This window comes from Streptomyces sp. BK022 (assembly GCF_004217355.1).
In the GTDB taxonomy this organism is placed as follows: Bacteria; Actinomycetota; Actinomycetes; order Streptomycetales; family Streptomycetaceae; genus Streptomyces; species Streptomyces griseoluteus.
The window spans coordinates 1,044,371-1,071,091 of sequence record NZ_SHKU01000002.1 but is presented as its reverse complement, the minus strand read 5'-3'; the positions used below and the strand labels follow the sequence as shown (position 1 = coordinate 1,071,091).

The window sequence follows — 26,721 nt, the reverse complement described above, 5'->3', positions numbered from 1 at the left end:
AAACACCGCCCTCGGCAGTGCCCATGGGTCACACCTGAAGTGCCCGCGAACTCACCTCTCGCGCGCGGCCTCGGCGGCAGCGGGTCGGGCCCCCTTGCGGCGACGCCACAGCGCCACCGGAACCACGAGGGCGACCGCACCGGCGCCCGGCGCGTACGGCAGCGACGCGGCGGCCGAGCTCTGCTTGTCCAGTCCCGGCTGGTCGAAGGTGTCCGGGATCGGCAGGGTGCCCCAGCGGTTGACGGGCCACGCCTTCACGATCGCGCGTCCGACGACGTCCTTCACCGGCACCATGCCGTGGTTCTCGTCGGTCTGGTTGTACCGCGAGTCCCGCGAGTTCTGGCGGTGGTCGCCCATCACCCAGATGTAGCCCTTGGGCACCTTGACCTTGAACTGGCCGCCCTGGTCGTCCACGCTGCACGGCGTGTTGCCGGGGTAGACGTACGGCTCGTCTAGCGCCTTGCCGTTGACCTTCAGCGGGGCGCTGCCCTCGCACTCGACCGTGTCGCCGCCGACCCCGATCACGCGCTTGATGAGGTCCTTCTCCTCGGCGGACGGCATCAGGCCGATCCAGCTCAGCGCCTTCTGCACCGCGTTCTGCTCCGGCGTCGGCTCCCCCGCCAGCCACTGGCCCGGGTCGTGGAAGACGACGACCTCGCCACGCTCGGGCTCCGAGCCGAACCAGGGGGTGAGCTTGTCCACCAGGACGCGGTCACCCTGCTGGAGGGTGTTCTGCATCGAGTCGGACGGGATCGAGAACGCCTGCACCAGGAACGTCTTGATCAGCAGGGCCAGCACCAGCGCGATACCGACGAGGATCGGCAGTTCCTTCCAGAACGAGCGCTGCTTCTCCGGCCGGCGCGCGGCACCGCCGCCGCCTTCGCCCTCGTCGGTCCGCGGGGGCCGGCCGGGCGGGGTGCCGTCACCGTCCGCCGCGAAGCCGTTCCCGGAGTTCACGGCGCCGTCCGGGGCCGAGGCGTCGGACCCCACGGGGTGCCCGCGGTGCTCCTCGCCGTCGTGCCCCGACCGTGCGCCAACCGCCACATCCCCCACGCCAACTCCTTACTCTGTGCCGCCGCCTGCCCCATGCATGGTGCAGGCCCACCACTCCCATAACGAGCGGGAGTTCCGCAGGGGTCGGGAGCTGGGTCAGTCCGTTCGGATCGTAGGGGGCAACCCTATGCGACGGGGCACCGGCCGCAGTCGCCCCGGACGCCGCGTCGGTGACGCTTGCGAAGGTTTTAGGTTCGTCCAGGCGCGTCCAGTGCGCGAAGGGCCAGCCGATGAACATCGCCCGGCCGACGACCGACTCCTCGGAGACGGTCCCGCCGTAGGGGAGGTTCTGGTGGTAGCGGGAGTCGGCGGAGTTGCCCCGGTGGTCGCCCATCACCCACAGGCGGCCCTTGGGCACGGTGATGTCGAAGGAGGTCGCGGAGGGGGCGTTGCCGGGATAGATGTACGCGCCCTCGGTGAGCGGGGCGCCGTTGACCGTGACCCGCCCCTCGGCGTCGCAGCACTTCACATGGTCGCCGCCCACCCCGATGACCCGCTTGATCAGGTCCTTCTCGTTGTCCGAGGGGAGCAGGCCGATGAAGGTCAGCCCCTCCTTGACCTGCTTGACCACGACCGGGTCGCTCTTCTTCGGCGTCTCCTCGCCGGACAGCCAGCCGCCCGGGTCGTGGAACACCACCACGTCACCGCGGGCCGGCCGGGAGCCGAACCAGGGGGTGAACTTGTCGACCAGTACCCGGTCCCCGATCCGGATCGTCTGCTCCATCGAGCCGGACGGGATCACGAACGCCTGCACCAGGAAGGTCTTCAGCACCAGCGCGATCAGCACCGCGACCCCGAGCAGCAGCGGGATCTCCCGTACCGCCGACCGTCGGCGTTTGCGCTTCACCTTGCGCTGGAGCTTGCGCCGCTCCGCCCGCGAACGGCCGGCGCTCGGCCGGGAGGTCCGGCGGGCGCCGGTGGGCAGCGGATTGTCGGCGGCCGCGCCGGACACCCCGCGCGGCCTTGCCCGGTTACCCATGCGCGGCCTCCGCGGCAGGTACGTGCGCGTAGGCGCCGGGGCGCTCGATGCGCGTCCAGTGGCCGTACGGCCAGACGATCCAGTCGGCGCGTCCCACCACGTCCTCCACCGGGACCATGCCGCCGCCGGGCGAGCCGAGGTGATCGCGGGAGTCGCTGGAGCGGGCCCGGTGGTCGCCGAGCAGGAAGAGGCGGCCGTCGGGCACCACCACGTCGAAGGGCACGTCGGACGCGCTGTTCCCCGGATAGAGGAACCCCGTCTCGTCGACCGGGTGGCCGTTCACCTCGATCCTCCCCTCCCTGTCGCAGCAGACCACGTGGTCGCCTCCCACCCCTACAACGCGCTTGATGTAGTCGGCGTGCCCGAAGTAGCCGGTCCCGTCGAACACCACCACGTCACCGCGGTCCGGACGGGCACCGAAACGGTACGCCAACTTGTTTACGAGCACGCGGTCCCCGACCCTCAATCCGCGCTCCATGGAACCGCTCGGAATCTCGAACGGCCGCACCACGAATGTGCTCAGGAGCAGCAGGAAGACGAGGCAGGTGAGGAGCGCCAGGGTGAACCGGCCGCCTGGCACGCGCTCGGCGAGCGGGGCCAACGCGAAACGCGACCGGCCCCGCGTACCCGGTGTACCGGGTGGGCGGGAACGGTCGCGTTCGGCGGGCTGTGCTTCGGTGTCCATCGGGGCCAGATGCTATCCGGCCCCGTCAGGACTGAAGGCAGGCGCTCAGTTGTCGCGCTTCTCCTTGATCTTCGCGGCCTTGCCGCGCAGCTCACGGAGGTAGTACAGCTTGGCGCGGCGCACGTCACCGCGGGTGACGAGCTCGATCTTCTCGACGATCGGGGTGTGCACCGGGAAGGTACGCTCCACGCCGACGGAGAAGGAGACCTTGCGGACCGTGAAGGTCTCGCGGACGCCCGAACCCTGGCGGCGGATCACGACGCCCTTGAACTGCTGCACACGCGAGCGGTTGCCCTCGATGACGCGGACGTGCACGTTGACGGTGTCACCCGGGCGGAAGGCCGGGACGTCGGTGCGCAGCGACGCGGAGTCGATGGTGTCGAGCAGGTGAGACATTTCGTCTGCTTTCTTCGCTGATGCCACAGGTCATCAACGGAACTAGATGTTCGAAGAGGTCTGCCGTGCGGGTCGGAACGGGCGTCGTGTCCCCCTGTGGCAGGGGCGCACGCCGGACGGGCGCACAACAGCGGCCTATTGTTCCACGCCGTCGCTCCTGCGCCAAAATCGCCCGGACGAGTGGCCCTCCGGGTCCGGGGACCAGCCCAGGATGGAGAGCATCTCCCGGTCCTTCTTGTCGAGCGTGGCGGGGTCGCAGCGTTCGATCAGGTCGGGCCGGTTGGCGGTGGTGCGGCGCATCGCCTCGTCGCGCCGCCAGCGCGCGATCCTGCCGTGATGCCCGCTGAGCAGCACGTCCGGGATGCCATGGCCGCGCCACTCGGGCGGCTTGGTGTAGACCGGCCCCTCCAGGAGGTTGGCCATCGCGCCGGGGGCGAAGGAGTCGTCCCGGTGCGACTCGGCGTTGCCGAGGACGCCGGGCAGCAGCCGGGCCACGGCCTCGGTGACGACCAGGACGGCCGCCTCACCGCCCGCGAGGACGTAGTCCCCGATGGACACCTCGTAGACCGGCATCCGGGTCGCGTACTCGTCCATGACCCGGCGGTCGATGCCCTCGTAACGGGCCGGGGTGAAGACCAGCCAGGGACGTTCCGACAGCTCGACGGCGAGTTCCTGGGTGAAGGGGCGGCCGCTCGGGGTCGGCACGATCAGGGCGGGGCTGTGCGCGCCCGCCTCGTAGCCGTCGGCCAGCACGGTGTCCAGGGCGTCGCCCCAGGGCTCGGTCTTCATGACCATGCCCGGACCGCCGCCGTACGGGGTGTCGTCGACCGTGTTGTGCCGGTCGTAGGTCCAGGAGCGCAGGTCGTGGACGTTCACGTCGAGCCGGCCGCGCGCGCGGGCCTTGCCGACGAGGGAGACGTTCAGCGGTTCCAGGTACTCCGGGAAGATCGTGACGACGTCGAGCCTCATGCGCCCTCGTCCTCGTCGCGCGTGGAAGCCTCCGAAGCCTCGTCCCGCGCGGACGCGATCTCGGCCCGGTCGTCGATCAGGCCGGGCGGCGGCGTGATGACCGCCCGCTGCTCGTCCAGGTCGATCTCGCTGACGATCTCCTCCACGAACGGGATCAGCACCTCGCTGCCGTCCGGGCGCTCCACGATGAACAGGTCCTGGGAGGGCAGGTGGGAGATCTCGGTGATCCGGCCCACCTCCGTGCCGTCCTCGGTGACCACATCGAGGTCGATGAGCTGATGGTCGTAGAACTCGTCCTCGTCCTCCGGCATCTCCTCCGGATCGACGTCGGCGATGAGCAGTGTGTTGCGCAGCGCCTCCGCGCCGGTGCGGTCGCTGACGCCCTCGAAGCGAAGGAGGAGACGGCCGCTGTGCACGCGGCCGGTGGCGATGGTGAGCGGCCCGACGGACGCCGGATCGGTGGCCAGGACGGCGCCCGGTGCGAGCCGCGACTCCGGCTCGTCGGTCCGCACCTCGACGGTGACCTCACCCTTGATGCCATGAGCACGGCCGATCCGTGCGACTACCAACTGCACGAGTACAGATCTCCTGTCATACGACTGCGGGCCGGGGACGGCCCAGTGGCCCTCCCCGGCCCGAGCCGGTTGCTATGAAGCGTCAGCGGACGTGGTCCACGTCGACGAGGTCGACACGGACACCGCGGCCGCCGATGGCGCCCACGACGGTACGCAGAGCGCGCGCGGTGCGGCCGTTACGACCGATCACCTTACCGAGGTCGTCGGGGTGCACCCGGACCTCCAGCACGCGCCCGCGGCGCAGGTCGCGCGAGGCGACCTGCACATCGTCGGGGTTGTCGACGATGCCCTTCACGAGGTGCTCAAGCGCCTCTTCGAGCATGCTGCTCAGGCCTCGGTCGACTCGGCGGACTCAGCGGCCGCCTCGTCCTTCTTCTCAGCCTTCTTCTTCTGGGTGATGGCCTCACCCTTGTTGTCGTCGTCGGAGCCGAGGCCCTCGAACGACGGACGCTCGGCCTTCGGCGCGGCGACGAGGAGCGGCGCCGGGGCCGGCTCGCCCTTGAACTTCTGCCAGTCGCCGGTCTTCTTCAGAATGGCGAGCACCGGCTCGGTCGGCTGCGCACCGACACCCAGCCAGTAGGCGACGCGATCGGCGTCCACCTCCATGACCGACGGGTTGTAGGTCGGGTGGTACTTGCCGATCTCCTCGATGGCCCGGCCGTCACGGCGGGTACGGGAGTCGGCGACGACGATGCGGTAGTGAGGCGAACGGATCTTGCCCAGACGCTTCAGCTTGATCTTGACTGCCACGGGAGTGAGTTCTCCTGGAGTTGACGTGTTGGGCACGGCGGAGTTGCCGCGTGGGGTTGCGGTACCCGAGTGCCCGATGGACGCGTCAGCCGGAGGAGAGAGGGGTCCTGTGCGACTGTCGAGTACAGCTAGACATTGTGCCACACCCCGCGGGGCGCCCGGGGACACGGCCGGTGATCCCGAGCACGCCTCAGAGGCGCCCGGCGCTGGGCCCACGCCCGCCCGCCGGACGGAGGGAAGCTGACCGTACGGCTGCCACGAGCAGCCGTCTCGTCAGCTCGCCGCTGCCACCGCCTCCGGGATGCGGAACGGTTTGCCGCAGCCGCCGCACATGATCGGCGCCTGCGCCAGGACCGAGGGGACCACGCGGACGTTGCGCCCGCAGTCGCAGACCGCCTTGACCCGGACCCCGCCCCCGGAGGAGCCGTGCCGGGCGGCCGGGCCCCTGAAGGTGCGCGAGGTGTCGGCGGAGGTGGCCACGGTGTGCGCCTTCAGCGCCCGCTGCAGCCGGTCGATGGTCGGACGGTAGCGCCGCTTGGCCTCGGGGTTGAGCGTGACCAGCGAGAAGCCGCTGCTGGGATGCGGCTCGTCGGGGTGGTCCAGGCCCAGCTCCTCGGCGACGGCGAGGAAACGGCGGTTGTGGTAGCGGCCGGCGCGCGAGGTGTCGCGCACTCCGCGGGAGGCGGCGATGCCGTGCACCGCCTCGTGCAGCAGCCGCTCGAAGGAGAGCTCGTGCCCGCACGCGGACGACGACTCCCCGATCAGTGATTCCGGTGCGGCGAGGTCGGGCAGTTCGGGGTGGTACCGCTGAATGTCGGCCCACGCCTGTGCCAGCTCCGCGGCGAGAACAGGTGGTGTCTGTGTCGTGCTCACGTAATGACAACGAGCGTGGGTGCCGCTGTGTTCCTATTCCGGGGCATCTCAAATAATTTGCACCTACCCGTCAGTTGTCGCCGATGCGTCCTGACGAGGGCGGGTCCGCCGTTTCACGGAGAAGCCGCACAGCCCCCCACAAGCCGGTGCGTAGCCAGACGTACGACTACCGGCGTCGGCGGGGCTACTGCCACCACCGGAACCCGCACGTTACCGGGTGCGCCCGGGCACCGCCGAACCCGGTGGTGCGCGGCAGCGTTGCGGGGGCGTGAATTCGCGCCACACGCGCCATCCGGCGGCAAGCGGGGCCCCACGACCACTGGACGGCACGGCGAGCCGGGAGTTACCTGGCATACGTGGAAAGTGCGCACGCACGGCACACGGGGGCCACACACCGGGCACAGCGACGGACAGCCGGCGGATTGGGGCGCTACCTATGACACCTACGCTCGTGCGGGAGCATCTGGCCCACGCGGGTTCCGCACCACCCCGCGTGAACCCCCGCAAACGCGCGCGCGACTGGTCGGAGATCCAGGAGCGGATGCTTCTGCCGCTTCACGAAACCGTCCACGAGCGCCTCGAAGTGGGACCGGGCACCCGGCTGCTGGGCCTCTCCTGCGGCTCCGGGCTCGCCCTGCTGCTGGCGGCCGCCAAGGGCGCGGCCGTCACCGGCGTCGACTCCCGCCCCGAACACCTCGCCCTCGCCCGCGAACGCCTGGACCCGGACGGCCCCCTGGACGCCCGGCTCGTGCAGGCGGACTCCCCCGCGGACACCGACGACGGCACACCCCCCTACACCCTCGTGACCGCCTACGAGACGGTCGGCGCCCTCGACGACTCCGCCGACCTCGGTGACACCCTCGCCGCCGCGCTGCCGCTGGCCGCGCGCGGGGCCGCCGTGGTGCTGGCCGGCTGGGGCCCGCCCGAGCGGTGCGCCACCTCCACCGTCCTGCGGGTCGCCGCCAAGCTGGCCGAACCACTGCGCGGCGCCCGCACCTGGCGCCCGGCCCGCCGGGACGACCTGGAGGAGGTCGCCCTGCGCGCCGGACTGAGGCCGGACGGCTCAGGCCGGGTGGCCTGCCCCTTCGGGTACGCCGACACCGACAGCGCGGTACGCGGCCTGGTGTCGACCGGGCTGTTCGACGCGGCCGTCGCGGCGACGGACCGCAAGCAGGTCGGCAAGGAGCTGGCCGAGTCCCTGCACCCCTACCGGCGCCCGGACGGGACGGTCTGGATGCCGAACGTCTTCCGCTACCTGATCGCCCGCGTGCCCTAGGGGCACACCCGGATGCGCGAAGGGCGCCCCCTCACGAAGAAGGGGCGCCCTCGGCACGTGGACGGGACGGTGTCAGCCCATGAACTTCTTGAACTCGTCGGGGAGTTCGAAGTCCTGACCGCCCTGCTGGGGCAGACCGAGCGCGTTGCCCCCCTGCGCGGCGGCCTCGCGGCGCTGGGCCTCCTCCAGCTCCTGCTGCTTGCGCTTCATCGGGTTGCCCGAACGCTGCTTGCCCTTGGCCTTCTTGGGCTGCTTCTTGGTGCGGCCGGGGCCGCCGCCCATGCCCGGCATCCCCGGCATGCCCGGCATCCCGCCGCCCTGGGCCATGCGGGACATCATCTTGCGCGCCTCGAAGAACCGCTCCACCAGGCCCTTCACCGCGCTGACCTCGACACCGGAACCCTTGGCGATGCGGGCGCGGCGGGAGCCGTTGATGATGGTCGGGTCGGTGCGCTCGGCCGGGGTCATCGACTTGATGATGGCGGCCGTGCGGTCCACGTCCCGCTCGTCGATGTTGTTGATCTGGTCCTTGATCTGGCCCATGCCCGGGAGCATGCCGAGCAGCTTGCTGATACTGCCCATCTTCCTGACCTGTTCCATCTGGGACAGGAAGTCGTCCAGGGTGAAGTCCTGGCCCTTCTTCGACGCCAGCTTCGAGGCCATCTTCTCGGCCTCTTCCTGACTGAACGTCTTCTCCGCCTGCTCGATCAGGGTGAGCAGGTCACCCATGTCGAGGATGCGGGAGGCCATCCGGTCGGGGTGGAACGCGTCGAACTCGTCCAGCTTCTCGCCGTTGGACGCGAACATGATCGGCTTGCCGGTGATCTGCCGGATCGACAGGGCGGCACCACCGCGGGCGTCACCGTCGAGCTTGGAGAGCACGACGCCGTCGAAGCCGACGCCGTCGCGGAACGCCTCGGCGGTGTTGACCGCGTCCTGGCCGATCATGGCGTCGACGACGAAGAGGATCTCGTCCGGGGAGACGGCGTCGCGGATGTCCGCGGCCTGCGCCATCATCTCCTGGTCGATGCCCAGGCGGCCGGCGGTGTCCACGATCACGATGTCGTGGACCTTGGCCTTGGCGAACTCGATGGAGTCCTTGGCGACCTTGACCGGGTCGCCGACGCCGTTGCCCGGCTCGGGGGCGTACACCGCGACACCGGCGCGCTCGGCGACGACGCTGAGCTGGTTGACGGCGTTGGGGCGCTGGAGGTCGCAGGCGACGAGCAGCGGCGAGTGGCCCTGCTCCTTCAGCCAGCGGCCGAGCTTGCCCGCGAGCGTGGTCTTGCCCGCACCCTGGAGACCGGCCAGCATGATCACGGTCGGCGGCTGCTTGGCGAAGCGCAGGCGGCGGGTCTCACCGCCCAGGATGGTGACCAGCTCGTCGTTGACGATCTTGAGCACCTGCTGCGCGGGGTTCAGCGCCCGGGAGACCTCGGCGCCGAGCGCGCGCTCCTTGACGTTCTTGATGAACGACCGGACGACAGGGAGCGCGACATCGGCCTCAAGGAGTGCGATGCGGATCTCGCGGGCCGTGGCGTCGACGTCCTCCTCGGACAACCGGCCCTTGCCGCGGAGATTTTTGAACGTCGCGCTGAGACGGTCGGAGAGAGTATCGAACACGGCGGCGTCGGTCCTCGGGGTCGGAGTCGTTTTGGGCTGCCCTCCAGGGTATCCGGCCTTGCAAGCAAATCGTCCCCGCCTGCCAGGCACAGCAGGCGGGCGGGGACGTATCCCCGCACCGGCAGGGACCATGTTGCATCCACGTCGGCCTCTGTCAGCAGACCCGGATCACCCCCGCGCCGGCGGGGAGCATGTCCAGTGAACGCAGGACACGCTCAAGAAGTCACTCCCGCAATGTCTCCTCCAGCATCCGCGCCACCGAAGCCGCGTCTTCCCCCGGCAATGGCGCGCCCGTGCCCGTCGTGACGTAGAAGGCGTCCACCGCGTTGGCGCCCAGCGTGCTGGCGTGCATGCTGCGGACCCGGACCGCCGCCTTCTCCAGGGCCGTGCCGATGCGGAAGAGGAGGCCGGGGGCGTCCTGGGCGCGGACCTCGATCACCGTGGCGTGGCGGGAGGCGGCGGGGGCCACGGTGACGCGCGGGGGCGGGGCCGCGCGGCCGCGACGGCGGGGGTAGGCGGCGTCGCGCTCGGCGAGGCGGCTCGTGATGTCCAGGGAGCCGTCGAGCGCGCGGACGAGGTCGGCGCGGAGCCGGCTGGCCTGCGGGAGCGAGCCGTACTCGGCGGCGACCCGCCAGTCGAGCAGCAGGACGGAGCCGTCGTCGTCGACGTCGTCGGGCAGCCGCAGGGTGCGCAGCCCGCCCGTGCGGACGGTGAGCCGGTGCAGGGCGAGGACCCCGGCGAGGGCGGGCAGCACGCCGGGCTGGTCGGGCACGGCGATGACCAGTTCGACGCCGAGCGGTTCGCCCGTCTCCGCGGACTCGTCCGGCGCCCCGGGGTCGGCCTGGGCGCGCAGGGCGAGGACCGGGCCGCCGGTGCGGTGGGCCTCGATGGCCAGGCGTTCCTGTTCGGCGGTGGGCGCCGCGGGTTCGGGCTCGGTGCCGGGGTGTTCGCCGGCGAGTACGGCGAAGACGCGGCGGACGAGGTCGCTGACGAGGGAGCCGCGCCAGGTGGACCAGGCGGCGGGGCCGGTGGCGAGGGCGTCGGCCTCGGTGAGGGCGTGCAGGAGTTCCAGGGTGCTCTCGCTGCCGACGGCGTCGGCGACGGCGCGGACAGTGGCGGGGTCGTCGAGGTCGCGGCGGGTGGCGGTCTCGACGAGCAGCAGGTGGTGCCGGACGAGGGTGGCGAGGACGGCGACGTCGGCGCGGTCGAAGCCGAGCCGGGCGGCGACGTCCTTGGCGATGATCTCGCCGGCCACCGAGTGGTCGCCGGGCCAGCCCTTGCCGATGTCGTGCAGCAGTGCGGAGACGAGGAGCAGGTCGGGGCGGCTGACGCGGCGGGTGAGGGCGGAGGCGCGGACGGCGGTCTCGATGAGGTGGCGGTCGACGGTCCACAGGTGGACGGCGTTGCGCTGGGGGCGGCAGCGGACGCGCTCCCAGTCGGGGAGCAGCCGGCTGATCAGTCCCTCGGCCTCCAGGGCCTCCCACACGTCGACGGTGGGGCGGCCGGAGCCGAGCAGGGTGATGAGCTGTTCGCGTGCCTCGGCAGGCCAGGGCGTGGGGAGGGGGCGCGCGGTGGCGGCCATGCGCCGTACGGCGTGCGGGGAGAGCGGGAGGGCGGCCTGCGCGGCGGCGGCCGCGGCGCGCAGGGGCAGTACGGGGTCGCGTTCGGGGCGTGCGGTGCGGGCGAGGACGGCCTCGCCCTCCTGCTCGACGACGCCTTCGGCGAGGGGTGAGCGTTCGGCGACGGGTTTGCCGCCCCCCAGCATGGCGCGCAGCCGGGGCCGTACGGCACGGGCGCGCAGGACGCGGTTCACCTCGCGCCAGGTGACGTCACCGGCGTAGGAGATCACGCGGGCTGCCTCGTAGACCTGGCGGAGCAGGGTGTCGGCGTCGAGGAGGCCGAGTTCGGCGGCGACCTGGTCCTGTTCCTGCAGGGCGAGGCGGTCGGTGGCGCGGCCGGTGACGAGGTGGAGGGCGTCGCGGGCGTCGAGGAGGCGGCGGCGGGCGTCGTCGAGGCCCTCGCGGGGTGCGTCGGCGAGCCAGGAGGCGGCGACGGCCCGCAGGGCGGTGGCGTCGCGGAGTCCGCCGCGGGCTTCCTTGAGGTCGGGTTCGAGGAGGAAGCGCAGTTCGCCGTGGCGTTCGGCGCGTTCGGCGCAGAGTTCCTGGAGTTCGGGGAGGCGTTTGGGCGCCTGGTTGCGCCAGTCGGCGAGGATCGCGGTGCGCAGCCCGGCGGTGAGGCCGAGGTCGCCCGCGAGGTGGCGGGCGTCGAGGAGGCCGAGCTGGACCTTGAGGTCCTCACCGGCGGTCTTCCGGGCCTCGGCGGGGGTGCGGACGGAGTGGTCGAGGCTGATGCCGAGGTCCCAGACGGGGTACCAGAGCCGGTCGGCGAGGGCGGCGACGGCGGCGGGGTCGCCGCCGTCGTGCAGGAGCAGCAGGTCGAGGTCGCTGCGGGGGGAGAGTTCACCGCGTCCGTAGCCGCCGACGGCGACGAGGGAGATGCCCTTGGTGGTGGGGGCGGCGGCGGTGAAGAGGCCGGTCAGCCAGTCGTCGGTGAGCCCGGCGAGGGCGGTACGGCGCGGCGGCCCGGACCGTGCCCCCTCGGTGAGGAGGTGCAGCCGGGCCGCCGCGTAGCCGCTGGGTCCCGTGTCGTCGGTCTTGTTGCGGTCGTCCGTGCGCGTCACCCAGCGACTCCTGTCTTTCCTCGTGTCAGAGCGCGTCCGGGCCGCGCTCGCCGGTGCGGACGCGGACGGCGGTCTCGACGGGCAGTGACCAGACCTTGCCGTCCCCGATCTTCCCGGTGCGGGCGGCCTTGACGACGACGTCGATCAGCTGCTCGGCGTCCTCGTCCTCGGCCAGCACCTCGATGCGGATCTTGGGGACGAGGTCGACGGTGTACTCGGCGCCCCGGTAGACCTCGGTGTGCCCGCGCTGGCGGCCGTAGCCGCTGGCCTCGGTGACGGTGAGTCCGTGGACGCCGAACGCCTGGAGGGCTTCCTTGATCTCGTCGAGCCGGTGCGGCTTGACGACCGCCGTGATGAGCCTCATGCGTCCACCTTCTTGTTCTTCGCGGCGGCGAGCGCCTGGGCCGTGGAGCCGCCGACGACTCCGCCGCCGGTGCCGCTGAAGTCGTACGCGGTCTCGGCGTGCTGGGACTGGTCGATGCCGGAGACCTCCTCGTCCTCGGGGACCCGCATGCCGAGGGTCTTGTCGAGGAGGAAGGCGAGGACGGCGGAGGCCAGCAGGGAGTAGGCGAGGACGGCGAAGACGCCGGCGCACTGCTTCCAGAGCTGGTCGAAGGTGTGGTCGCCGTAGAAGACGCCGGCCGCGTCGGACTGGCCCTTGCCGGTGGCGAAGAAGCCGATGAGCAGGGAGCCGACGATGCCGCCGACCATGTGGACGCCGACGACGTCGAGGGAGTCGTCGTAGCCGAACCTGAACTTCAGCCCGACGGCGGCGGCGCAGGCGACTCCGGCGATGACGCCGACGGCAATCGCGCCGAGCGGGGAGACGGCGCCGCCGGACGGGGTGATGGCGACGAGTCCGGCGACGGCACCGGAGGCGGCGCCGAGGGTGGTGCAGGCGCCGTGGCGGATCTTCTCGTAGGCGAGCCAGGCCAGCATGGCGGCGGCGGTGGCGACCTGGGTGTTGACGAACATCAGGGCGCCCACGCCGTCGTCGTTGCCCAGCCAGGAGCCGGCGTTGAAGCCGAACCAGCCGAACCACAGCAGTCCTGCGCCGAGCATGACCAGGGGCAGGCTGTGCGGGCGCATCGGGTCCTTCTTGAAGCCGACGCGCTTGCCGATGACCAGGATGACGCCGAGGGCGGCGGCACCGGCGTTGATGTGGACGGCGGTGCCGCCCGCGAAGTCGATCACGCCGAGCTTGAAGGCCCAGCCGTCGGAGGCCCAGACCCAGTGGGCGACCGGGATGTAGACGACCGTGGCCCACAGGGCGACGAACAGGGCCCAGGCCGAGAACTTGACCCGGTCGGCGAGGGCTCCGCTGATCAGGGCGGGGGTGATGATGGCGAACATCATCTGGAAGACCATGAAGACGAACACCGGGATGGTGTAGCCCGGCCAGAGTTCCGTCAGCCCGATATGGCTCAGTCCGAGCCAGTCGGCGTTCCATCCGATGAAGGCGGACCCGGAGCCGAAGGCCAGGGAGAAGCCGTAGAGCACCCAGAGGAGCGTGACGATGCCGATGCTGATGAAGCTCATCATCAGCATGTTGAGGGTGCTCTTGACGCGGACCATGCCTCCGTAGAAGAAGGCCAAGCCCGGTGTCATGAGCAGCACCAGGGCGGAACAGATCAGCATGAAGCCTGTGTTCGCGGAGGACAGTTTGGGTGCCTCCGCGGCAAGCGTGATGGCTGCTGCCATCGGCGTCTCCTCATCGGTTGTACGGCCCCGTGCGGGCGGTGCCTGGGCGGTCCGGTCAAGTGAGGGGTGGGCCGGTTATGCGCCAGAGACTGACGCAGCGCGGTTTCGACCGGGGCCCCCGGCTGTTTCGCGGGGGTGACGAAGGCACCTGGCGTGTTACGCCTCCATGAACTGCCCGCCGTCGGGCGCACCGGTCGTTATCGTGGCGCAACCGGCGCCGGGCTCGCCGTAGCGACAGGCGGGTGGGGGCCTACGTGAACCGGCCGCGGCCGGCCTCTCGATGACCTGGCATGGGGGAGCCGAGTCGGGCAGTTCGGGAGGACCGGCCGCGGCCGGGGCATGGGTGGTGCGGGCCGCTCAGCCCGCGTCGGCGCTCTCGGGGAGGTCGACGGCGAGCTGTTCGGTGAGGTCGACGACGACGGAGAGGTCCCCGAAGTCCCGCACGGCCGCGCCGACCGTCTTGCGGATGCGGGTGTTGACCCGCTCCGAGCGGACCTTGCGGGCGGTCTCCATGGCCTGGGAGGCGTAGGCGCTGCCTCGCTCGGGCTCGCGCTGGAGCAGGTGCACGGTGGCCATGCCGATCAGGTTGAGCGCGTAGGACCGCTGGTGTTCGCCGTCCTTGGCGAACAGGTCGACGGCCCGCTCCATCAGCGGCTGGGCGAGCGAGGCGTAGGTGGGGCTGCGCCCGGCCACGTAGGCGAGGTCGCGGAAGGAGTGCGAGTTCTCGCCGTGCAGCTCGGCCTCGGAGAAGAACCTGATCCAGTCGGGGTCCGGGTCGTCCCAGTCCTCGGCGTCGGCGAAGGTGTCCTCGGCCATGCGGACGGCCCGCTTGCACTTGCCGGGCTGGCCCATGTTGGCGTAGGCGCGGGCCTCCATCGCATACAGCATGGACTGGGTGCGGGGACTGGCGCAGTCCCGGCTGCCGTACTGGGCGAGATGGATGAGTTCGAGGGCGTCGTCGGGGCGGCCGAGGTGGATCATCTGGCGGCTCATGCTGGAGAGCACGTAGGAGCCGAGCGGCTTGTCCCCGGCCTCCTTGGCCGCGTGCAGGGCGAGCACGAAGTACTTCTGCGCGGTGGGCTGGAGCCCCACGTCGTACGACATCCAGCCGGCGAGTTCGGCGAGTTCGGCGGCGACCTTGAACAGCTTGCGGGTGGTGGTCTCGGGCTGGGGCTCCTGGAGGAGGTCGGTGACCTCGTGGAGCTGCCCGACGACCGCCTTGCGGCGCAGGCCGCCGCCGCACTGGGCGTCCCACTGGCGGAACATCTTGGTCGTGGACTCCAGCAGCTCCAGCTCGGGACGGGAGAGCCGGCCGGGCCTGCGGGGTTCGTGCAGCGGGTCGGGCTCGGGCGGGGCCTGCGAGGAGGGGGTGGGGACCAGCCAGCGCTGCATGGGCTCGATGAGGGCGGGTCCCGCCGAGAGGCCGAGGGAGGTGCCGAGGAAGCCGCGCCGGGCGAGCATCAGGTCGCTGCGGGAGAACTCGCTGAGCAGCGCGACGGTCTGGGGGCCGGTCCAGGGCAGGTCGACGCCGGACGCGGAGGGTGACTGGCGGGCGACACGCAGGCCGAGGTCCTCGACGGAGACGACGCAGCCGAAGCGCTCGGAGAACAGCTCGGAGAGGATGCGCGGGATCGGTTCGCGCGGGTTCTCGCCGTCCAGCCAGCGGCGGACCCGCGAGGTGTCGGTGGAGATGTGGTTGGCACCGAGCTGCCGGGCCCGGCGGTTCACCTGGCGGGCCAGCTCCCCCTTGGACCAGCCGCTGCGCACGAACCACGAGCCGAGCAGGTCGTTGGGGCGCTTGTCAGCGTTCGTCCCGCCACCGCCGTTGCCGCCCACTGGAACGCCCCCATTCCCTGAATCCACCTGTCGCCGGATGCGCCAAGCCCTATCAGAATGCCGGTGGACCGGGCCGCCCGTCCGGTGGTTCTCACCCTTCGAACGAGCTGACGGCTTGCCTCCGGCATACCCATGAGTGCATGTGCCCCCGGGACTCGCACACTCACAGTAATCCCACGATCACCCTTCCAGCCACGGCGATCCTTGAAACGCCACCATTCGCCACCCCTTCGAATGAACTCACGATGACTACCGCGCGCTTCACTTGACACCGGACGACCGACGGTGGGCGGAGGGAAGCGCACGGGGGCGCGCGAAGCCCCGTTCACCACCGTTCGTGCCGTGATGCGCCGCCTTGTCCCGGTAGGGGCGAGGGAAAGCGGGAGTCGAGGAGTCACGTTCCGCATCCCTCTCACTCCGTTTCGTAACCACCGGCGCGCTGTACCCGTTGGAGGGGGCATGGGTTTCACGATCGGCGGCATCCGGGAGATCCGCTCCGGCACGCGTCGGCGCGGCCGCACGCCGGAATGCACCACGGCCGCCGAGTTCACCGGCCTGTGGGGCTGGGACGTCGTGGCGGGGGCGCGCGCCTCGGGCGGCGCCTGCTCCTGCGGGCGGTCCGACTGCCCGGAGCCGGGCGCGCATCCGCTCGACTTCGCACCCCGGCTGTCGGCCGGAGCCACGCTGGACGAGGCGAGCCGGGCGTGGGCCGAGGTGCCGGGCGCCTCGGTGATGCTGCCGGTGGGCCGGGCGTTCGACGTGATCGAGGTGGCGGAGGCGGCGGGGCGCCGCGCGCTGGCGCGCCTGGAGCGGATGGGGCTGCCCCTCGGTCCGGTGACGGCGACCCCGGACGGCCGCGCCCACTTCCTGGTCGCCCCCGGTACCGCCGCCGAGCTTCCCCACCTGCTCTACCGCATGGGCTGGGACGACCCCGAGGCGCTGGACCTGCGCGGCCTCGGTCCGGGGGCGTACATCACCGCCCCGCCCTCCGACCGGGGCGGCCTGGGTCCGGCGCGCTGGCTCCGCCCACCGGTGCTGGACGGGGCGGCGCGCCCTCCGGCGGCCCGGCTGCTGCTGGGCACGCTGGCCTATGTGGCGCACCGCTCGGCCGCCCCCGCGTAGCGCGGCGGTCTCTCCTTACGGCGAAGCGCCCGTCCCCCGGTTCCGCTGGGGGCGGGCGCTTCGGCGTGGTCGCGGGCGGGGTGACGGGGGTCAGTCACCGAGGAGCGCGTCGACGAACGCCTCCGGGTCGAACGGCGCCAGGTCGTCGGGGCCCTCACCGAGGCCGATGAGCTTGACCGGGACGCCCAGCTCGTTCTGCACCGCGATGACGATGCCGCCCTTGGCGGTGCCGTCGAGCTTGGTGAGCACGATGCCGGTGATGTCCACGACCTCGGCGAAGACGCGGGCCTGCACCAGGCCGTTCTGGCCGGTGGTGGCGTCGAGCACGAGCAGCACCTCGTCCAGCGGGGCGTGCTTCTCCACGACCCGCTTGACCTTGCCCAGCTCGTCCATGAGGCCGGTCTTGGTGTGCAGACGGCCGGCGGTGTCGATGAGCACCACGTCGACGCCCATCTCCTTGCCCTCCTTCACCGCGTCGAAGGCGACGGAGGCGGGGTCACCGGCCTCCGGACCGCGCACGGTGTAGGCGCCGACGCGCTCGCCCCAGGTCTGGAGCTGGTCGGCGGCGGCGGCGCGGAAGGTGTCGGCGGCACCGAGGACGACGCTGCGGCCGTCGGCGACCAGGACGCGGGCGAGCTTGCCGGTGGTGGTGGTCTTGCCGGTGCCGTTGACGCCAACGACCATCACGATGCCGGGCCTGCGGCCCTCGGGCTCGGTCTTGACCTCGCGGTCCATGTCCGTGCCGACGAGCTTGAGCAGCTCCTCGCGGAGCAGGCCGCGCAGTTCCTCGGGGGTGCGGGTGCCGAGCACCTTGACGCGCTCGCGCAGCCGCTCGACCAGTTCCTGGGTGGGCCGGACGCCGACGTCGGCGGTGAGGAGGGTGTCCTCGATCTCCTCCCACGTGTCGTCGTCCAGGTGCTCGCGCGAGAGCAGCGTGAGCAGGCCCTTGCCGAGGGCGTTCTGGGAGCGGGAGAGACGGGAGCGCAGCCGGATCAGACGTCCGGCGCTGGGCTCCGGGATCTCGATCTCGGGAGCCTTCTCGGCGGCCGGAGGCTCCTCGACGGTGGTGGGGGCACCGCCGCCCGGCAGGTCCACCTCCTCGATGGTCCGGCGTTCTTCGTCGCGCGGGGTCTCGGCCTCGTCACCGACGTGCGGTTCGGCCGGGGGCGCGGTCAGGTCGGGCTTCGACGGCGGGGGCGGCGGCAGCGGCTTCTTGAGCCTGCTGGTGATGAGGAGCCCGCCGAGCGCGCCGAGCACGACCACGGCGATGACTACAGCAAGGATGATGGTTTCCATAACCCGACCAGTATCGGCCATGGGGTATCCGACGAAAGGGCTTCCACGCTCCTGGCATTTCCTCCAGGAGACAAATGCCACAGGGGTAGTGGAGTCGGATTAAACTACGATGACTCTCGGCTCCGCCCCGCGCGTCGAGCCCGTCGTCCTCGTCCCCCACCGCTAGGACACCTCCCCTCCATGAGCAAGACGGCCGCGCGCGAGGGCGCGCTGGAAACCCGTGGCATCGAGCCGGTCCCCGATGACGAACGCACCGCGCGCACCCGCGGGCTCTTCCCCACCTGGGTGGGGGCCAACATCAGCGTCCTGCTGCTCACGATGGGCGCGAGCCTGGTCGTGGCGTACCACCTCAACTTCTGGCAGGCCCTCGTGGTCGCGGCCGTCGCTCCCGTCGTCTCCTACGGCCTGGTCGGGCTGATCGGGATCGCCGGCAAGCGGGGCGCGGCGCCGGGGATGGCGCTGTCGCGGGCGGTCTTCGGCCAGCGCGGCAATCTGCTGCCCGGCTCGCTGATCTGGGTCGCGCGCTGGGGCTGGGAGACGATCAACGCGGTGACCGGCGCGTACGCGCTGCTCACCATCCTGGACCTCGCGCTGGGCATCAAGGCCAACGGCGTGCTGGACATGGTCACGCTGCTGCTCTTCGTGATCGCCACGTTCGTGATCTCCGGGCTCGGGATCAGCGCGGTGCAGAAGTGCAGCAAGTACGCGACGTATCTCTTCGGCGTCTTCTCGGTGCTGGTGCTGGCGTACCTGGCCGTGCACACCGACTGGTCGCGCGTCCTGCACGGCGGTGCGGGGTCGACGGCCTCGCTGATCACCGCGATCGGCATGATCGCCGCCGGCGGGGTGAGCTGGATCCCGTCCGCGCCGGACTTCACCCGCTATCTGCCGCGTACGGCTTCCTCGCGGGCGATCGTCGGGCAGACCGTCGGCGGGGCGGGCATCGTCGTCCTGCCGCTGGTGCTGATGGGCGCGGTGATGGCGGTGGCCACGCCGGATCTGGCCTCGGCCTCCGACCCGGTGTCCTTCCTCGGCACGATCCTGCCGCTGTGGATCGCCGTGCCGTATCTGCTCATCGCGGTGGTCGGCATGCTGCTGATCAACTCGATGTCGATGTACTCGGCCGGCTTCACCGCGCAGACCCTCGGCTTCCGGATTCCGCGCCACTGGGCGGTCTCCGTGAACGCGGTGATCTCGCTGGCGCTGGGTGGTGTGCTGATGCTCGTGGCGTCCAGCTTCATGGGCTCCTTCATCGCCTTCCTCTCCATGCTCGCGGTCGCCTTCTCCGCCTGGACCGGCGTCTTCGGCGCGGACATGCTCCGCCGCAAGGAGTACGACCCCCGCGCCCTGGCCGACACGACCCGCACCAGCGCCTACTGGTACCGCGCGGGCTTCTCCCCCGCCGCGGTCGCCTCCTGGGCCATCGGCCTGGTCTTCGGCCTCCTCTTCACCACGTCGGACTGGTTCACCGGCCCGCTGGCGAGGAACAACCCGGTCGGTGAGTACGGCTTGGGCTGGGTCGCGGCGATTCTCGTCTCGGCCGCGCTGTACCTGGCCCTGCCGAAGCCGCGGGTTCCCGCGCAGGCCCCCGCCGCCGCCCCGGCCGAGGAGCAGATCCCGGCGACGGTCTGACCGCACCCCAAAAGGGCCCCCTCCACGGAGGGGGCCCTTTTCGTACCCAGGTCTCTGTGCCCAGGGGTCTTTGTACCCAGGTCGAAAGGTGGTCTGGCGGGGAGCGGGAGTCTCCGAGGAGGATCGGCTCATGGTCAACAGTCATCACCTGATCGCCTTCTGCCTCATGTCCTTGATGCTGTCCGCCGTCCCCGGCCCGAGCGTGCTGTTCGTCGTCGGACGCGCCCTGGCCCACGGGCGGGGGACAGCGCTGGCTTCCGTGCTGGGCAACGCCCTCGGTGGCTATGTGCTGGTCATGGCCGTCGCCCTCGGGGTCGGGGAAGTGGTCGCGAGGTCGGTTCTGCTGTTCGACGCGATCAAGCTGGCCGGGGCCGCCTACCTGGTCTTTCTGGGGGCGAAGGCGCTCCGGGTGAGCTGGCGGAACCGGGGGGTGCCGACGGCTCCCCTCGCGCCGTCGGCAGGCGGTGGCCTCAAGGGCTCGGTCCGGGCCGGGTTCGTGGTCGGGGTGACGAACCCGAAGAGCGTGGTCTTCCTGACCGCGGTGCTTCCGCAGTTCGTCGACCGCGAGGCCGGTCACGTCGGCGTCCAGATGCTGCTCCTCGGCCTGTCCGGCGCTCTGTTGCAGCTGCTCTCCGACGGGATCTGGGGGCTGACCGCCTCCACCGCGCGTGACTGGCTGAGCCGGTCTCCCCGGCGGACGGCCCTGATCGGCGGCACCGGGGGACTCGCCATGATCGGCCTCGGCGCGGCGGTCGCCGTCACCGGGCGCGCCGACTAGCACGGCCGGCGGACACAACACCGCCCCCGCTCCAGGCAGTGGCCGGAGCGGGGGCGGTGGAGGTGCGAGGAGAGGGGCAGCGGGGACTTGGCCCTTCTCCTCGGGTCCAGGGGGGGCGGTCAGCCCATCTCTTCCAGGGTCTTGCCCTTCGTCTCCTTGACGAACTTCAGGACGAACGGGATGGAGAGCGCGGCGAAGACCGTGTAGATCACGTAGGTGCCGGAGAGGTTCCAGTCGGCCAGCGACGGGAAGCTCGCGGTGATGGCCCAGTTGGCGATCCACTGCGCGGACGCGGCGACACCGAGCGCGGCGGCGCGGATCCGGTTCGGGAACATCTCGCCGAGGAAGACCCAGACCACCACGCCCCAGGAGAGGGCGAAGAAGAGGACGAAGAGGTGCGCGGCGACGAGCGCGACCCAGCCCTGCGTGGCGGGCAGCTTGCCGTCGACGAGGTGGTACGAGAACGCCCAGGCTTCCAGCGCCAGTCCGACGACCATGCCGACCGAGCCGATGAGGGCCAGGGGCTTACGGCCGATCCGGTCCACGAAGATCATGGCGATCACGGTGCCGATGATGTTGATGATCGACGTCGTGAAGGAGTACAGGAAGGAGTCCGTCGGGTCGACACCGACCGACTGCCACAGCGTGGAGGAGTAGTAGAACGCGACGTTGATGCCGACGAACTGCTGGAAGACGGAGAGGCCGATACCCACCCAGACGATCGGCTTGAAGAAGAAGCTGCCGCCGAGCAGGTCCTTGAAGGACGACTTGTGCTCGGACTTCATCGCGCGCTCGATCTCGTTGACCCGCGCGTCGAGGTTGACACCGTTGCCCTCGACCTCGCCCAGGACCTGGCGGGCGCGCTCACGCTTGCCGACGGAGATCAGGAAGCGGGGGGACTCGGGGATCGCGAAGGAGAGCAGGCCGTAGAGGACGGCCGGGACCACCATGACACCCAGCATGACCTGCCAGACCTCGAGGCCCATCAGCTTGCCGCGCTGGTCGCCGCCGGCGGCGTTCAGCAGGCCCCAGTTGACGAGCTGCGAGACGGCGATGCCGATGACGATCGCGGCCTGCTGGAAGGAGCCGAGCCGCCCGCGGTAGGCCGGCGGGGCGACCTCGGCGATGTAGGCCGGGCCGATGACCGAGGCCATACCGATGGCGAAACCGCCGATGATGCGCCAGAAGGCGAGGTCCCACAGCGCGAACGGAAGGGCGGAGCCCACCGCGCTGATGGTGAAGAGGACGGCGGCGATCTGCATGCAGCGGATACGGCCGATCCGGTCGGCTATGCGGCCGGCGGTGGCGGCACCGATGGCGCAGCCGATGAGCGCGATGGCGATGACCTGGGCGAGGGCGGCGGAGCCCACGTCGTAGCGGTCCCGGATGGCCTCGACGGCGCCGTTGATGACGGAGCTGTCGTAGCCGAACAGGAAACCGCCCATCGCGGCGGCGGCCGCGATGAAGATGACGTGCCCGAGATGTTCGGGGTGAGCCGTCCCGGCTCCTGGCTGGGGTGCCTGCGCTGTGCTGGTCACGTGTAACTCCTCGGGCCACGGCAACGCTGCCGGGTGGGGGCGAGCCCTTCCAGGTTCCAGTGGCGCACACCTTGGCGCCACTTACACCTGAAGGTAAAAGCAACGTTGCAGAGAATATGCCTTCAAGTTTCGAAGTCAATACCTGGATGGCTGTGACGTAAGAGATACGTGCGCGCGGAAGTCGTTCAAGAAGTAAACGCACACGTATTTGATCTTGAAAGACCGGCTAGCGCAGCCGCTGCGAGATGACCTTCGACACACCGTCACCCTGCATCGAGACGCCGTACAACGCGTCGGCCACCTCCATGGTGCGCTTCTGGTGCGTGATCACGACGAGCTGCGAACTCTCCTGCAGCTCCCGCATGATCCCGATCAGCCGCTGGAGGTTGGTGTCGTCCAGGGCCGCCTCGACCTCGTCCATGACGTAGAACGGGCTGGGGCGGGCCTTGAAGATCGCCACCAGCATGGCGACGGCCGTCAGCGACCGCTCCCCGCCCGAGAGCAGGCTCAGCCGCTTCACCTTCTTCCCCGGCGGCCGCGCCTCCACGTCCACTCCCGTGGCCAGCATGTCGTCCGGGTCGGTCAGCACCAGCCGCCCCTCCCCGCCGGGGAAGAGCCGGGAGAAGACGCCCTCGAACTCCCGGGCGGTGTCCCGGAACGCCTCGGTGAAGACCTGCTCGACCCGCTCATCGACCTCCTTCACCACCCTCAGCAGATCCGCCCGCGTCTTCTTCAGGTCCTCCAGTTGCTCACTGAGGAACTTGTGCCGCTCTTCCAGCGCCGCAAACTCCTCCAGCGCCAGCGGATTCACCTTGCCGAGCTGCTGGTGGGCCCGCTCGGCCGTCTTCAGCCGCCTCTCCTGCTCCGCGCGGTGGAAGGGACGCGGCTGGTTACGGGGGTGCCCGGGGTCCTCCGGCAGCTCCTCACCCTCCGCGGGGAGCGAGGGCGGCACCGGCTGGAGGGGGCCGTACTCCGCGACGAGTCCCTCCGGCTCGACCCCGAGTTCGTCCAGCGCCCTGGCCTCCAGCTGCTCGATCCGCAGCCGCTTCTCCGCGCCGAGCACCTCGCCCCGGTGCACCGAGTCCGTCAACTTGTCGAGTTCCGCCTTGAGTTCGCGTCCCGTATCGCGCGCCTCTGCCAGCTCCCGCTCTCGTACGCCCTTCGCGGCCTCGGCGGCGTCGCGCTCGCGCCGGGAGCGGTCCAGGGAGACCTCGATGTGGGCCAGCAGTTGCCGGGCACCGTCCGCGACCGCCCCGGCGACCGCCGCCTCGTGGCGCAGCCGGGCCCGCCGCCGCTCCGCACGCGCGCGTGCCTCCCGCTCCGCGCGGGCGGCCCGGTCCAGCGAGTCGGCCCGCCCGGCGAGCCCCTTGACCCGTTCCTCGTGCGTACGGACCTGGAGGCGCGCCTCCATCTCGGTCTGCCGCGCGTTGGCCCCGTCGGCGGAGAGCCGGTCGCGTACGGAGGTGTCCGGCTCCTCCTCGGCCGGCATCTCCTCGGCGACGGCCAGTCGCTCGGCCAGTTCCTCCGCCTCGGCGACGGCCCGCTCCAGCGCCTCCTGTGCCCGCTCGGCGGCCGCCGCGGACCGCTCGGCCTCGCCCGCTGCCCCGCGCGCCTGCCCGGCGAGCCGCCCGAGCTGCTGGGCGACGGCCGACTTCTCCCGGTCGGCGGCCCGCCGCCGCTCCCCCAGCTCCTCCACAAGGGAGGCGGCCGCGGCCCGCACCCCGGCCGCCTCCTCCTGCGCGCGACCCGACTCCTCGCAGCGCACGGCCAGCTCCGCCAGCGCGCCGGCCGCCTCGTCCACGGCCGCCCGCACCTCCAGCAGACTGGGCGCCCCGGCCGAACCCCCCTGCGCGAAGTGCGCCCCGAGCAGATCCCCCTCGGCGGTCACCGCCACCAGCTCGGGCCGCGCGTACACCACCGCTTCCGCCTCCTCCAGCGTCCCCACCACGACGACCCTCCGCAGCAGCCGCCTGACGGCGGGCAGCAGATCGAGGGGGGCCCGTACGAGGTCGGCAGCGAAGGGGTGGCCACCGGGGGCGGGAGCGGGAGTACCCCCGTCACCCGGCCCCGAACCCCCCGCGACCAGCAGTGACGCCCGGCCGGCCTCCTCCTTGTGGAGGTGGCGGATCGCTTCGGCGGCCGCGCTGGGAGTCGTGACGGCCAGGGCGTCGGCGGAGGCGGCGAGGGCTGCGGCGAGGGCTGCTTCGTGGCCGGGGGTGACGGTGAGGAGTTCGGCGGCGGAGCCGAGGATGCCGGTGAGGCGGTCGCGGGCGGCGAGGAGGGCGCCGGTGCCGTCCTTGCGGCGCAGACCCGGGGCGAGGGCGTCGTGCCGGGCGCGCAGCGCGGCCCGTTCGCGTTCGGCGCCGGTGGCGGCGTCGCGGGCGGCTCCGAGCGCGGCCTCCGCCTCGGTGAGCCGCTGCCTGGCCGCCTCGTGCCGTGCCGCGAGGTCGGCGTCGTCCGCGTCGAGACCGTCGACCTCGGCCTTGAGGACCTCGTACTCCTCCTGGGCGTGGACCGCGCGGTCGCGGGCCTCGTCGCGGCCGGCGGCGAGGCGGTCGATCTCGGCCTGGGCGGAGGCGGCGCGGGAGCGGGCGGCTCCGACCTGGCCGGACAGCCGGGCGAGCCCCTCTCGGCGGTCGGCGATGGCCCGCGCGACGTCCTTCAGGCGCCGTTCCTCGGCGGTGAGCGCCCGTTCGAGTTCCGCGCGGTGGGCCACGGTGTCGTCGAGGGCGTGCCGGGCCGCCTCGAGGGCGGCTTCCAGCTCGGCCTCCTGCTCGCGGACGCGGGCGGCCTCGCGCTCCAGGTCCTCGGGCTCGCGGCCGCGCCGTTCCTCGGGGGGCGCGGAGGTGGCGCTGCGGACGCGGGCCTCGGCGAGCGAGACGGTGCCGCGTACCCGCTCGGCCAGCTGCGACAGCTCGTAGAAGGTCTGCTGGGCGCGCTGGAGGCGGGGCGCGAGCCGGCGTACCTCGTCCTCGAGGTGCGCCTCGCGCTGGAGGGCCTGGCGCAGTTCGCGTTCGGCCGTGTCCTTGCGTTCCTTCAGCGCGGTCTCGTCGGCGATCTCGGCGCCGAGCGCCTGGCGGAGCGTCACGAGGTCGTCGGCGAGGAGGCGGAGGCGGGCGTCGCGCAGGTCGGCCTGGATGACGGCGGCGCGGCGGGCGACGGCGGCCTGGCGGCCGAGCGGCTTCAGCTGGCGCCGGAGCTCGTCGGTGAGGTCCTGCACGCGCGCCAGGTTGGCCTTCATCGCGTCCAGCTTCCGCAGCGCCTTCTCCTTGCGCTTGCGGTGCTTGAGGACGCCCGCGGCCTCCTCGATGAAGGCACGCCGGCCCATGGGGTCGGCGTGCAGTACGGAGTCGAGCTGCCCCTGTCCGACGATGACGTGCATCTCGCGGCCGATGCCGGAGTCGGAGAGGAGTTCCTGGATGTCCAGCAGACGGCAGGTGTCGCCGTTGATCTGGTACTCGCTGCCGCCGTTGCGGAACATGATCCGCGTGATGGTGACCTCGGCGTACTCGATGGGCAGCGCGCGGTCGGAGTTGTCGATGGTGAGGGACACCTCGGCGCGGCCCAGCGGCGGACGGCCGGTGGTGCCGGCGAAGATGACGTCCTCCATCTTGCCGCCACGCAGCGACTTCGCGCCCTGCTCGCCCATGACCCAGCTCAGCGCGTCCACGACGTTGGACTTGCCCGAGCCGTTCGGGCCCACGACGCATGTGATGCCCGGCTCGAAGCGGAGCGTGGTCGCGGAGGCGAACGACTTGAAGCCGCGGAGGGTCAGGGCCTTGAGATGCACGCATCCGGACTTTACCGGGCAGGCGGTATCTCACTCCATGAACACTCGCAACCCCACGGTTTCGCCCAAGTGCACGAAGGGCACACCATTTGTTGAAGAGGCTGAAAGGATGCGCGGGGGAAAGAACTGAGGGACGCCGAGGCGTCCCTATGGACTCGGACAGGCGGGCCTCGCCGTCCGGGTCTGCTTGAAGCGACTGCTGTCGTGGAGCGACGCAGCGATCAGGTGAGCGCAGGCTCCGCCTGGTGTGCGTCGATGCTCTCCATGATCCTGTCCTGAGAAGCGGCAGCCGTCAGCGCGTCGTTCTCCGACTGGATCCGAGTCAGCTCGGATTCCAGATCCTGTACGCGCTGCTGGAGCCGTCGCATCTCGGCGAGGAGTCGCGGGTCGGAGCCGCCGACGTAACCGAGAAGCGCCTTTGCCATGATGGATGGTCCTCCGCACTGAGTGACCGACCGAAGCGGTTGGGTCGTGAGGGATTCGCACCCGGCATGCCTGGCACACGCTGGTGTTGCACTGCCGTTCGCCATGCCAAACAGCCAAGATGCGCGGGGCTTTCAGCGTCTCACCAAAAAGTTTGACGGTCAACACGATCACACCCCGTATTGGGGGGCGAACCCGCGGCGCACGGCCGGTGGACGGCGGTGCTGCTGCTTGTACGGGGCCCTCGGGGCGTGGCGATCAGCTGTACCTCGGGAGCCTGCCACGTGGAGCCGTCCTTGGCAACCACCAGCCTCTTTCCGCTCCGGGACCCCCGTGCGGCACCCTCACGGAGAGGGTTCGAAGGGGTGCCGGGGGTGCCGGGTCAGCGAATGGCGAAACCGTCGTATCCGCCGCGAGGTGTGTCCCAGATCTCGGTGACACCGTCGACCCGTCCGGGCGTGTCGGCGCCCTGGAGCCAGTCGAGCAGTCCCGCACAGCCGTCGCGGGGCCCCTCGGCGACCACTTGGACCCGTCCGTCGGCCAGATTGAGAGCAAAACCACTCAGCCCGCCGATCTCCAGCGCCCTGGCACGCGTGAACCAGCGGAAACCCACTCCCTGGACCTGTCCGCGCACCCAGGCCACCAGCCGTACTTCCTCACTCATGGCTGCAACCTAACCGCCTGATGTCCCGCGAGGCACACTCCGCCCCAGTGGCATGCGGTACCGTCCCGGTCCAATGACTCTC

Annotated in this window: 23 protein-coding genes; 4 read left to right on the top strand and 19 right to left on the bottom strand. The window is 71.2% G+C overall.

All coding sequences use genetic code 11. The features are described from left to right. Nucleotides 1–51: 51 nt before the first annotated feature. The 9 genes from lepB (EV284_RS11000) to EV284_RS10960 form a co-directional block, all read right to left on the bottom strand. The gene (gene lepB, locus EV284_RS11000) at nt 52–990 is read right to left on the bottom strand and encodes a signal peptidase I (RefSeq protein WP_130332710.1); all 939 of its coding nucleotides are present in this window, start codon (nt 988–990) and stop codon (nt 52–54) included. Beyond that, the gene (gene lepB / locus EV284_RS10995) at nt 923–2,032 is read right to left on the bottom strand and encodes a signal peptidase I (RefSeq protein ID WP_130332708.1); all 1,110 of its coding nucleotides are present in this window, start codon (nt 2,030–2,032) and stop codon (nt 923–925) included. Before lepB (EV284_RS10995) ends, lepB (EV284_RS11000) begins: the two co-directional genes overlap by 68 nt. Further along, nucleotides 2,025–2,717: a signal peptidase I gene (lepB, locus tag EV284_RS10990; RefSeq protein ID WP_130332706.1), complete on the bottom strand. Its 693-nt coding sequence runs from the start codon at nt 2,715–2,717 to the stop codon at nt 2,025–2,027. Before lepB (EV284_RS10990) ends, lepB (EV284_RS10995) begins: the two co-directional genes overlap by 8 nt. Nucleotides 2,718–2,762: 45 nt before the next feature. Continuing rightward, nucleotides 2,763–3,113 (bottom strand): 50S ribosomal protein L19, encoded by a 351-nt coding sequence (gene rplS / locus EV284_RS10985; RefSeq protein WP_130332704.1) that lies wholly within the window; start codon nt 3,111–3,113, stop codon nt 2,763–2,765. Between the two features lie 135 nt (nt 3,114–3,248). Next, nucleotides 3,249–4,082 (bottom strand): tRNA (guanosine(37)-N1)-methyltransferase TrmD, encoded by an 834-nt coding sequence (gene trmD / locus EV284_RS10980; RefSeq protein WP_130332702.1) that lies wholly within the window; start codon nt 4,080–4,082, stop codon nt 3,249–3,251. Continuing rightward, nucleotides 4,079–4,657: a ribosome maturation factor RimM gene (gene rimM, locus EV284_RS10975; protein ID WP_130332700.1), complete on the bottom strand. Its 579-nt coding sequence runs from the start codon at nt 4,655–4,657 to the stop codon at nt 4,079–4,081. The genes trmD and rimM overlap by 4 nt, the downstream gene beginning before the upstream one ends. An 82-nt stretch (nt 4,658–4,739) precedes the next feature. Then, on the bottom strand, nt 4,740–4,979 hold the full coding sequence (locus EV284_RS10970) for an RNA-binding protein (protein ID WP_005479813.1): 240 nt from the start codon (nt 4,977–4,979) through the stop codon (nt 4,740–4,742). A 5-nt stretch (nt 4,980–4,984) separates the two neighbouring features. Continuing rightward, nucleotides 4,985–5,407, bottom strand: coding sequence for a 30S ribosomal protein S16 (rpsP, locus tag EV284_RS10965; RefSeq protein ID WP_031183689.1), 423 nt, complete (start codon nt 5,405–5,407; stop codon nt 4,985–4,987). 273 nt (nt 5,408–5,680) lie between these two features. Further along, nucleotides 5,681–6,280, bottom strand: coding sequence for a hypothetical protein (locus tag EV284_RS10960; protein ID WP_130332698.1), 600 nt, complete (start codon nt 6,278–6,280; stop codon nt 5,681–5,683). Nucleotides 6,281–6,716: 436 nt separating this feature from the next. Between EV284_RS10960 and EV284_RS10955 the strand changes: the two genes are divergently transcribed. Beyond that, nucleotides 6,717–7,556: a class I SAM-dependent methyltransferase gene (locus EV284_RS10955; RefSeq protein WP_130332696.1), complete on the top strand. Its 840-nt coding sequence runs from the start codon at nt 6,717–6,719 to the stop codon at nt 7,554–7,556. 72 nt (nt 7,557–7,628) lie between these two features. Here EV284_RS10955 and ffh read toward each other — a convergent pair whose 3' ends face one another. The 5 genes from ffh to EV284_RS10930 all read right to left on the bottom strand — a co-directional run bounded on the left by ffh (nt 7,629) and on the right by EV284_RS10930 (nt 15,396). Next, complete coding sequence (gene ffh, locus EV284_RS10950) at nt 7,629–9,179, bottom strand: signal recognition particle protein (protein ID WP_130332694.1); 1,551 nt, start codon at nt 9,177–9,179, stop codon at nt 7,629–7,631. 223 nt (nt 9,180–9,402) lie between these two features. Continuing rightward, entirely contained in the window at nt 9,403–11,859 is a 2,457-nt protein-coding gene (locus EV284_RS10945) for a [protein-PII] uridylyltransferase (protein WP_130332692.1), read from the bottom strand. 25 nt (nt 11,860–11,884) lie between these two features. After that, a complete protein-coding gene (locus EV284_RS10940) occupies nt 11,885–12,223 on the bottom strand; it encodes a P-II family nitrogen regulator (RefSeq protein WP_130332690.1) in 339 nt (112 codons plus the stop codon). Continuing rightward, a complete protein-coding gene (locus tag EV284_RS10935; RefSeq protein ID WP_130332688.1) occupies nt 12,220–13,560 on the bottom strand; it encodes an ammonium transporter in 1,341 nt (446 codons plus the stop codon). The genes EV284_RS10940 and EV284_RS10935 overlap by 4 nt, the downstream gene beginning before the upstream one ends. A 357-nt stretch (nt 13,561–13,917) precedes the next feature. Beyond that, nucleotides 13,918–15,396, bottom strand: a complete 1,479-nt coding sequence (locus tag EV284_RS10930) for a hypothetical protein (protein ID WP_130332686.1) — start codon at nt 15,394–15,396, stop codon at nt 13,918–13,920. 459 nt (nt 15,397–15,855) lie between these two features. Between EV284_RS10930 and EV284_RS10925 the strand changes: the two genes are divergently transcribed. Next, nucleotides 15,856–16,518: a bifunctional DNA primase/polymerase gene (locus EV284_RS10925; RefSeq protein WP_130332684.1), complete on the top strand. Its 663-nt coding sequence runs from the start codon at nt 15,856–15,858 to the stop codon at nt 16,516–16,518. A 90-nt stretch (nt 16,519–16,608) separates the two neighbouring features. Here EV284_RS10925 and ftsY read toward each other — a convergent pair whose 3' ends face one another. Further along, the gene (ftsY, locus tag EV284_RS10920) at nt 16,609–17,814 is read right to left on the bottom strand and encodes a signal recognition particle-docking protein FtsY (protein ID WP_130332682.1); all 1,206 of its coding nucleotides are present in this window, start codon (nt 17,812–17,814) and stop codon (nt 16,609–16,611) included. 180 nt (nt 17,815–17,994) lie between these two features. Between ftsY and EV284_RS10915 the strand changes: the two genes are divergently transcribed. After that, nucleotides 17,995–19,446 (top strand): cytosine permease, encoded by a 1,452-nt coding sequence (locus EV284_RS10915; RefSeq protein WP_130332680.1) that lies wholly within the window; start codon nt 17,995–17,997, stop codon nt 19,444–19,446. A 130-nt stretch (nt 19,447–19,576) separates the two neighbouring features. Then, complete coding sequence (locus tag EV284_RS10910) at nt 19,577–20,224, top strand: LysE family translocator (protein ID WP_130332678.1); 648 nt, start codon at nt 19,577–19,579, stop codon at nt 20,222–20,224. Between the two features lie 119 nt (nt 20,225–20,343). Here the strand turns inward: EV284_RS10910 and EV284_RS10905 are convergent, their stop codons facing one another. The 4 genes from EV284_RS10905 to EV284_RS10885 form a co-directional block, all read right to left on the bottom strand. Further along, nucleotides 20,344–21,762, bottom strand: a complete 1,419-nt coding sequence (locus EV284_RS10905) for a sugar porter family MFS transporter (RefSeq protein ID WP_130332676.1) — start codon at nt 21,760–21,762, stop codon at nt 20,344–20,346. A 226-nt stretch (nt 21,763–21,988) separates the two neighbouring features. After that, the gene (gene smc / locus EV284_RS10900; RefSeq protein WP_130332674.1) at nt 21,989–25,552 is read right to left on the bottom strand and encodes a chromosome segregation protein SMC; all 3,564 of its coding nucleotides are present in this window, start codon (nt 25,550–25,552) and stop codon (nt 21,989–21,991) included. 221 nt (nt 25,553–25,773) lie between these two features. Continuing rightward, nucleotides 25,774–25,977 carry a hypothetical protein gene (locus tag EV284_RS10895; RefSeq protein WP_030808525.1) on the bottom strand — a complete coding sequence of 68 codons (204 nt, stop codon included), beginning with the start codon at nt 25,975–25,977 and terminating at the stop codon, nt 25,774–25,776. A gap of 380 nt (nt 25,978–26,357) precedes the next feature. Beyond that, complete coding sequence (locus EV284_RS10885; RefSeq protein WP_130332672.1) at nt 26,358–26,639, bottom strand: acylphosphatase; 282 nt, start codon at nt 26,637–26,639, stop codon at nt 26,358–26,360. Nucleotides 26,640–26,721 lie beyond the last annotated feature (82 nt).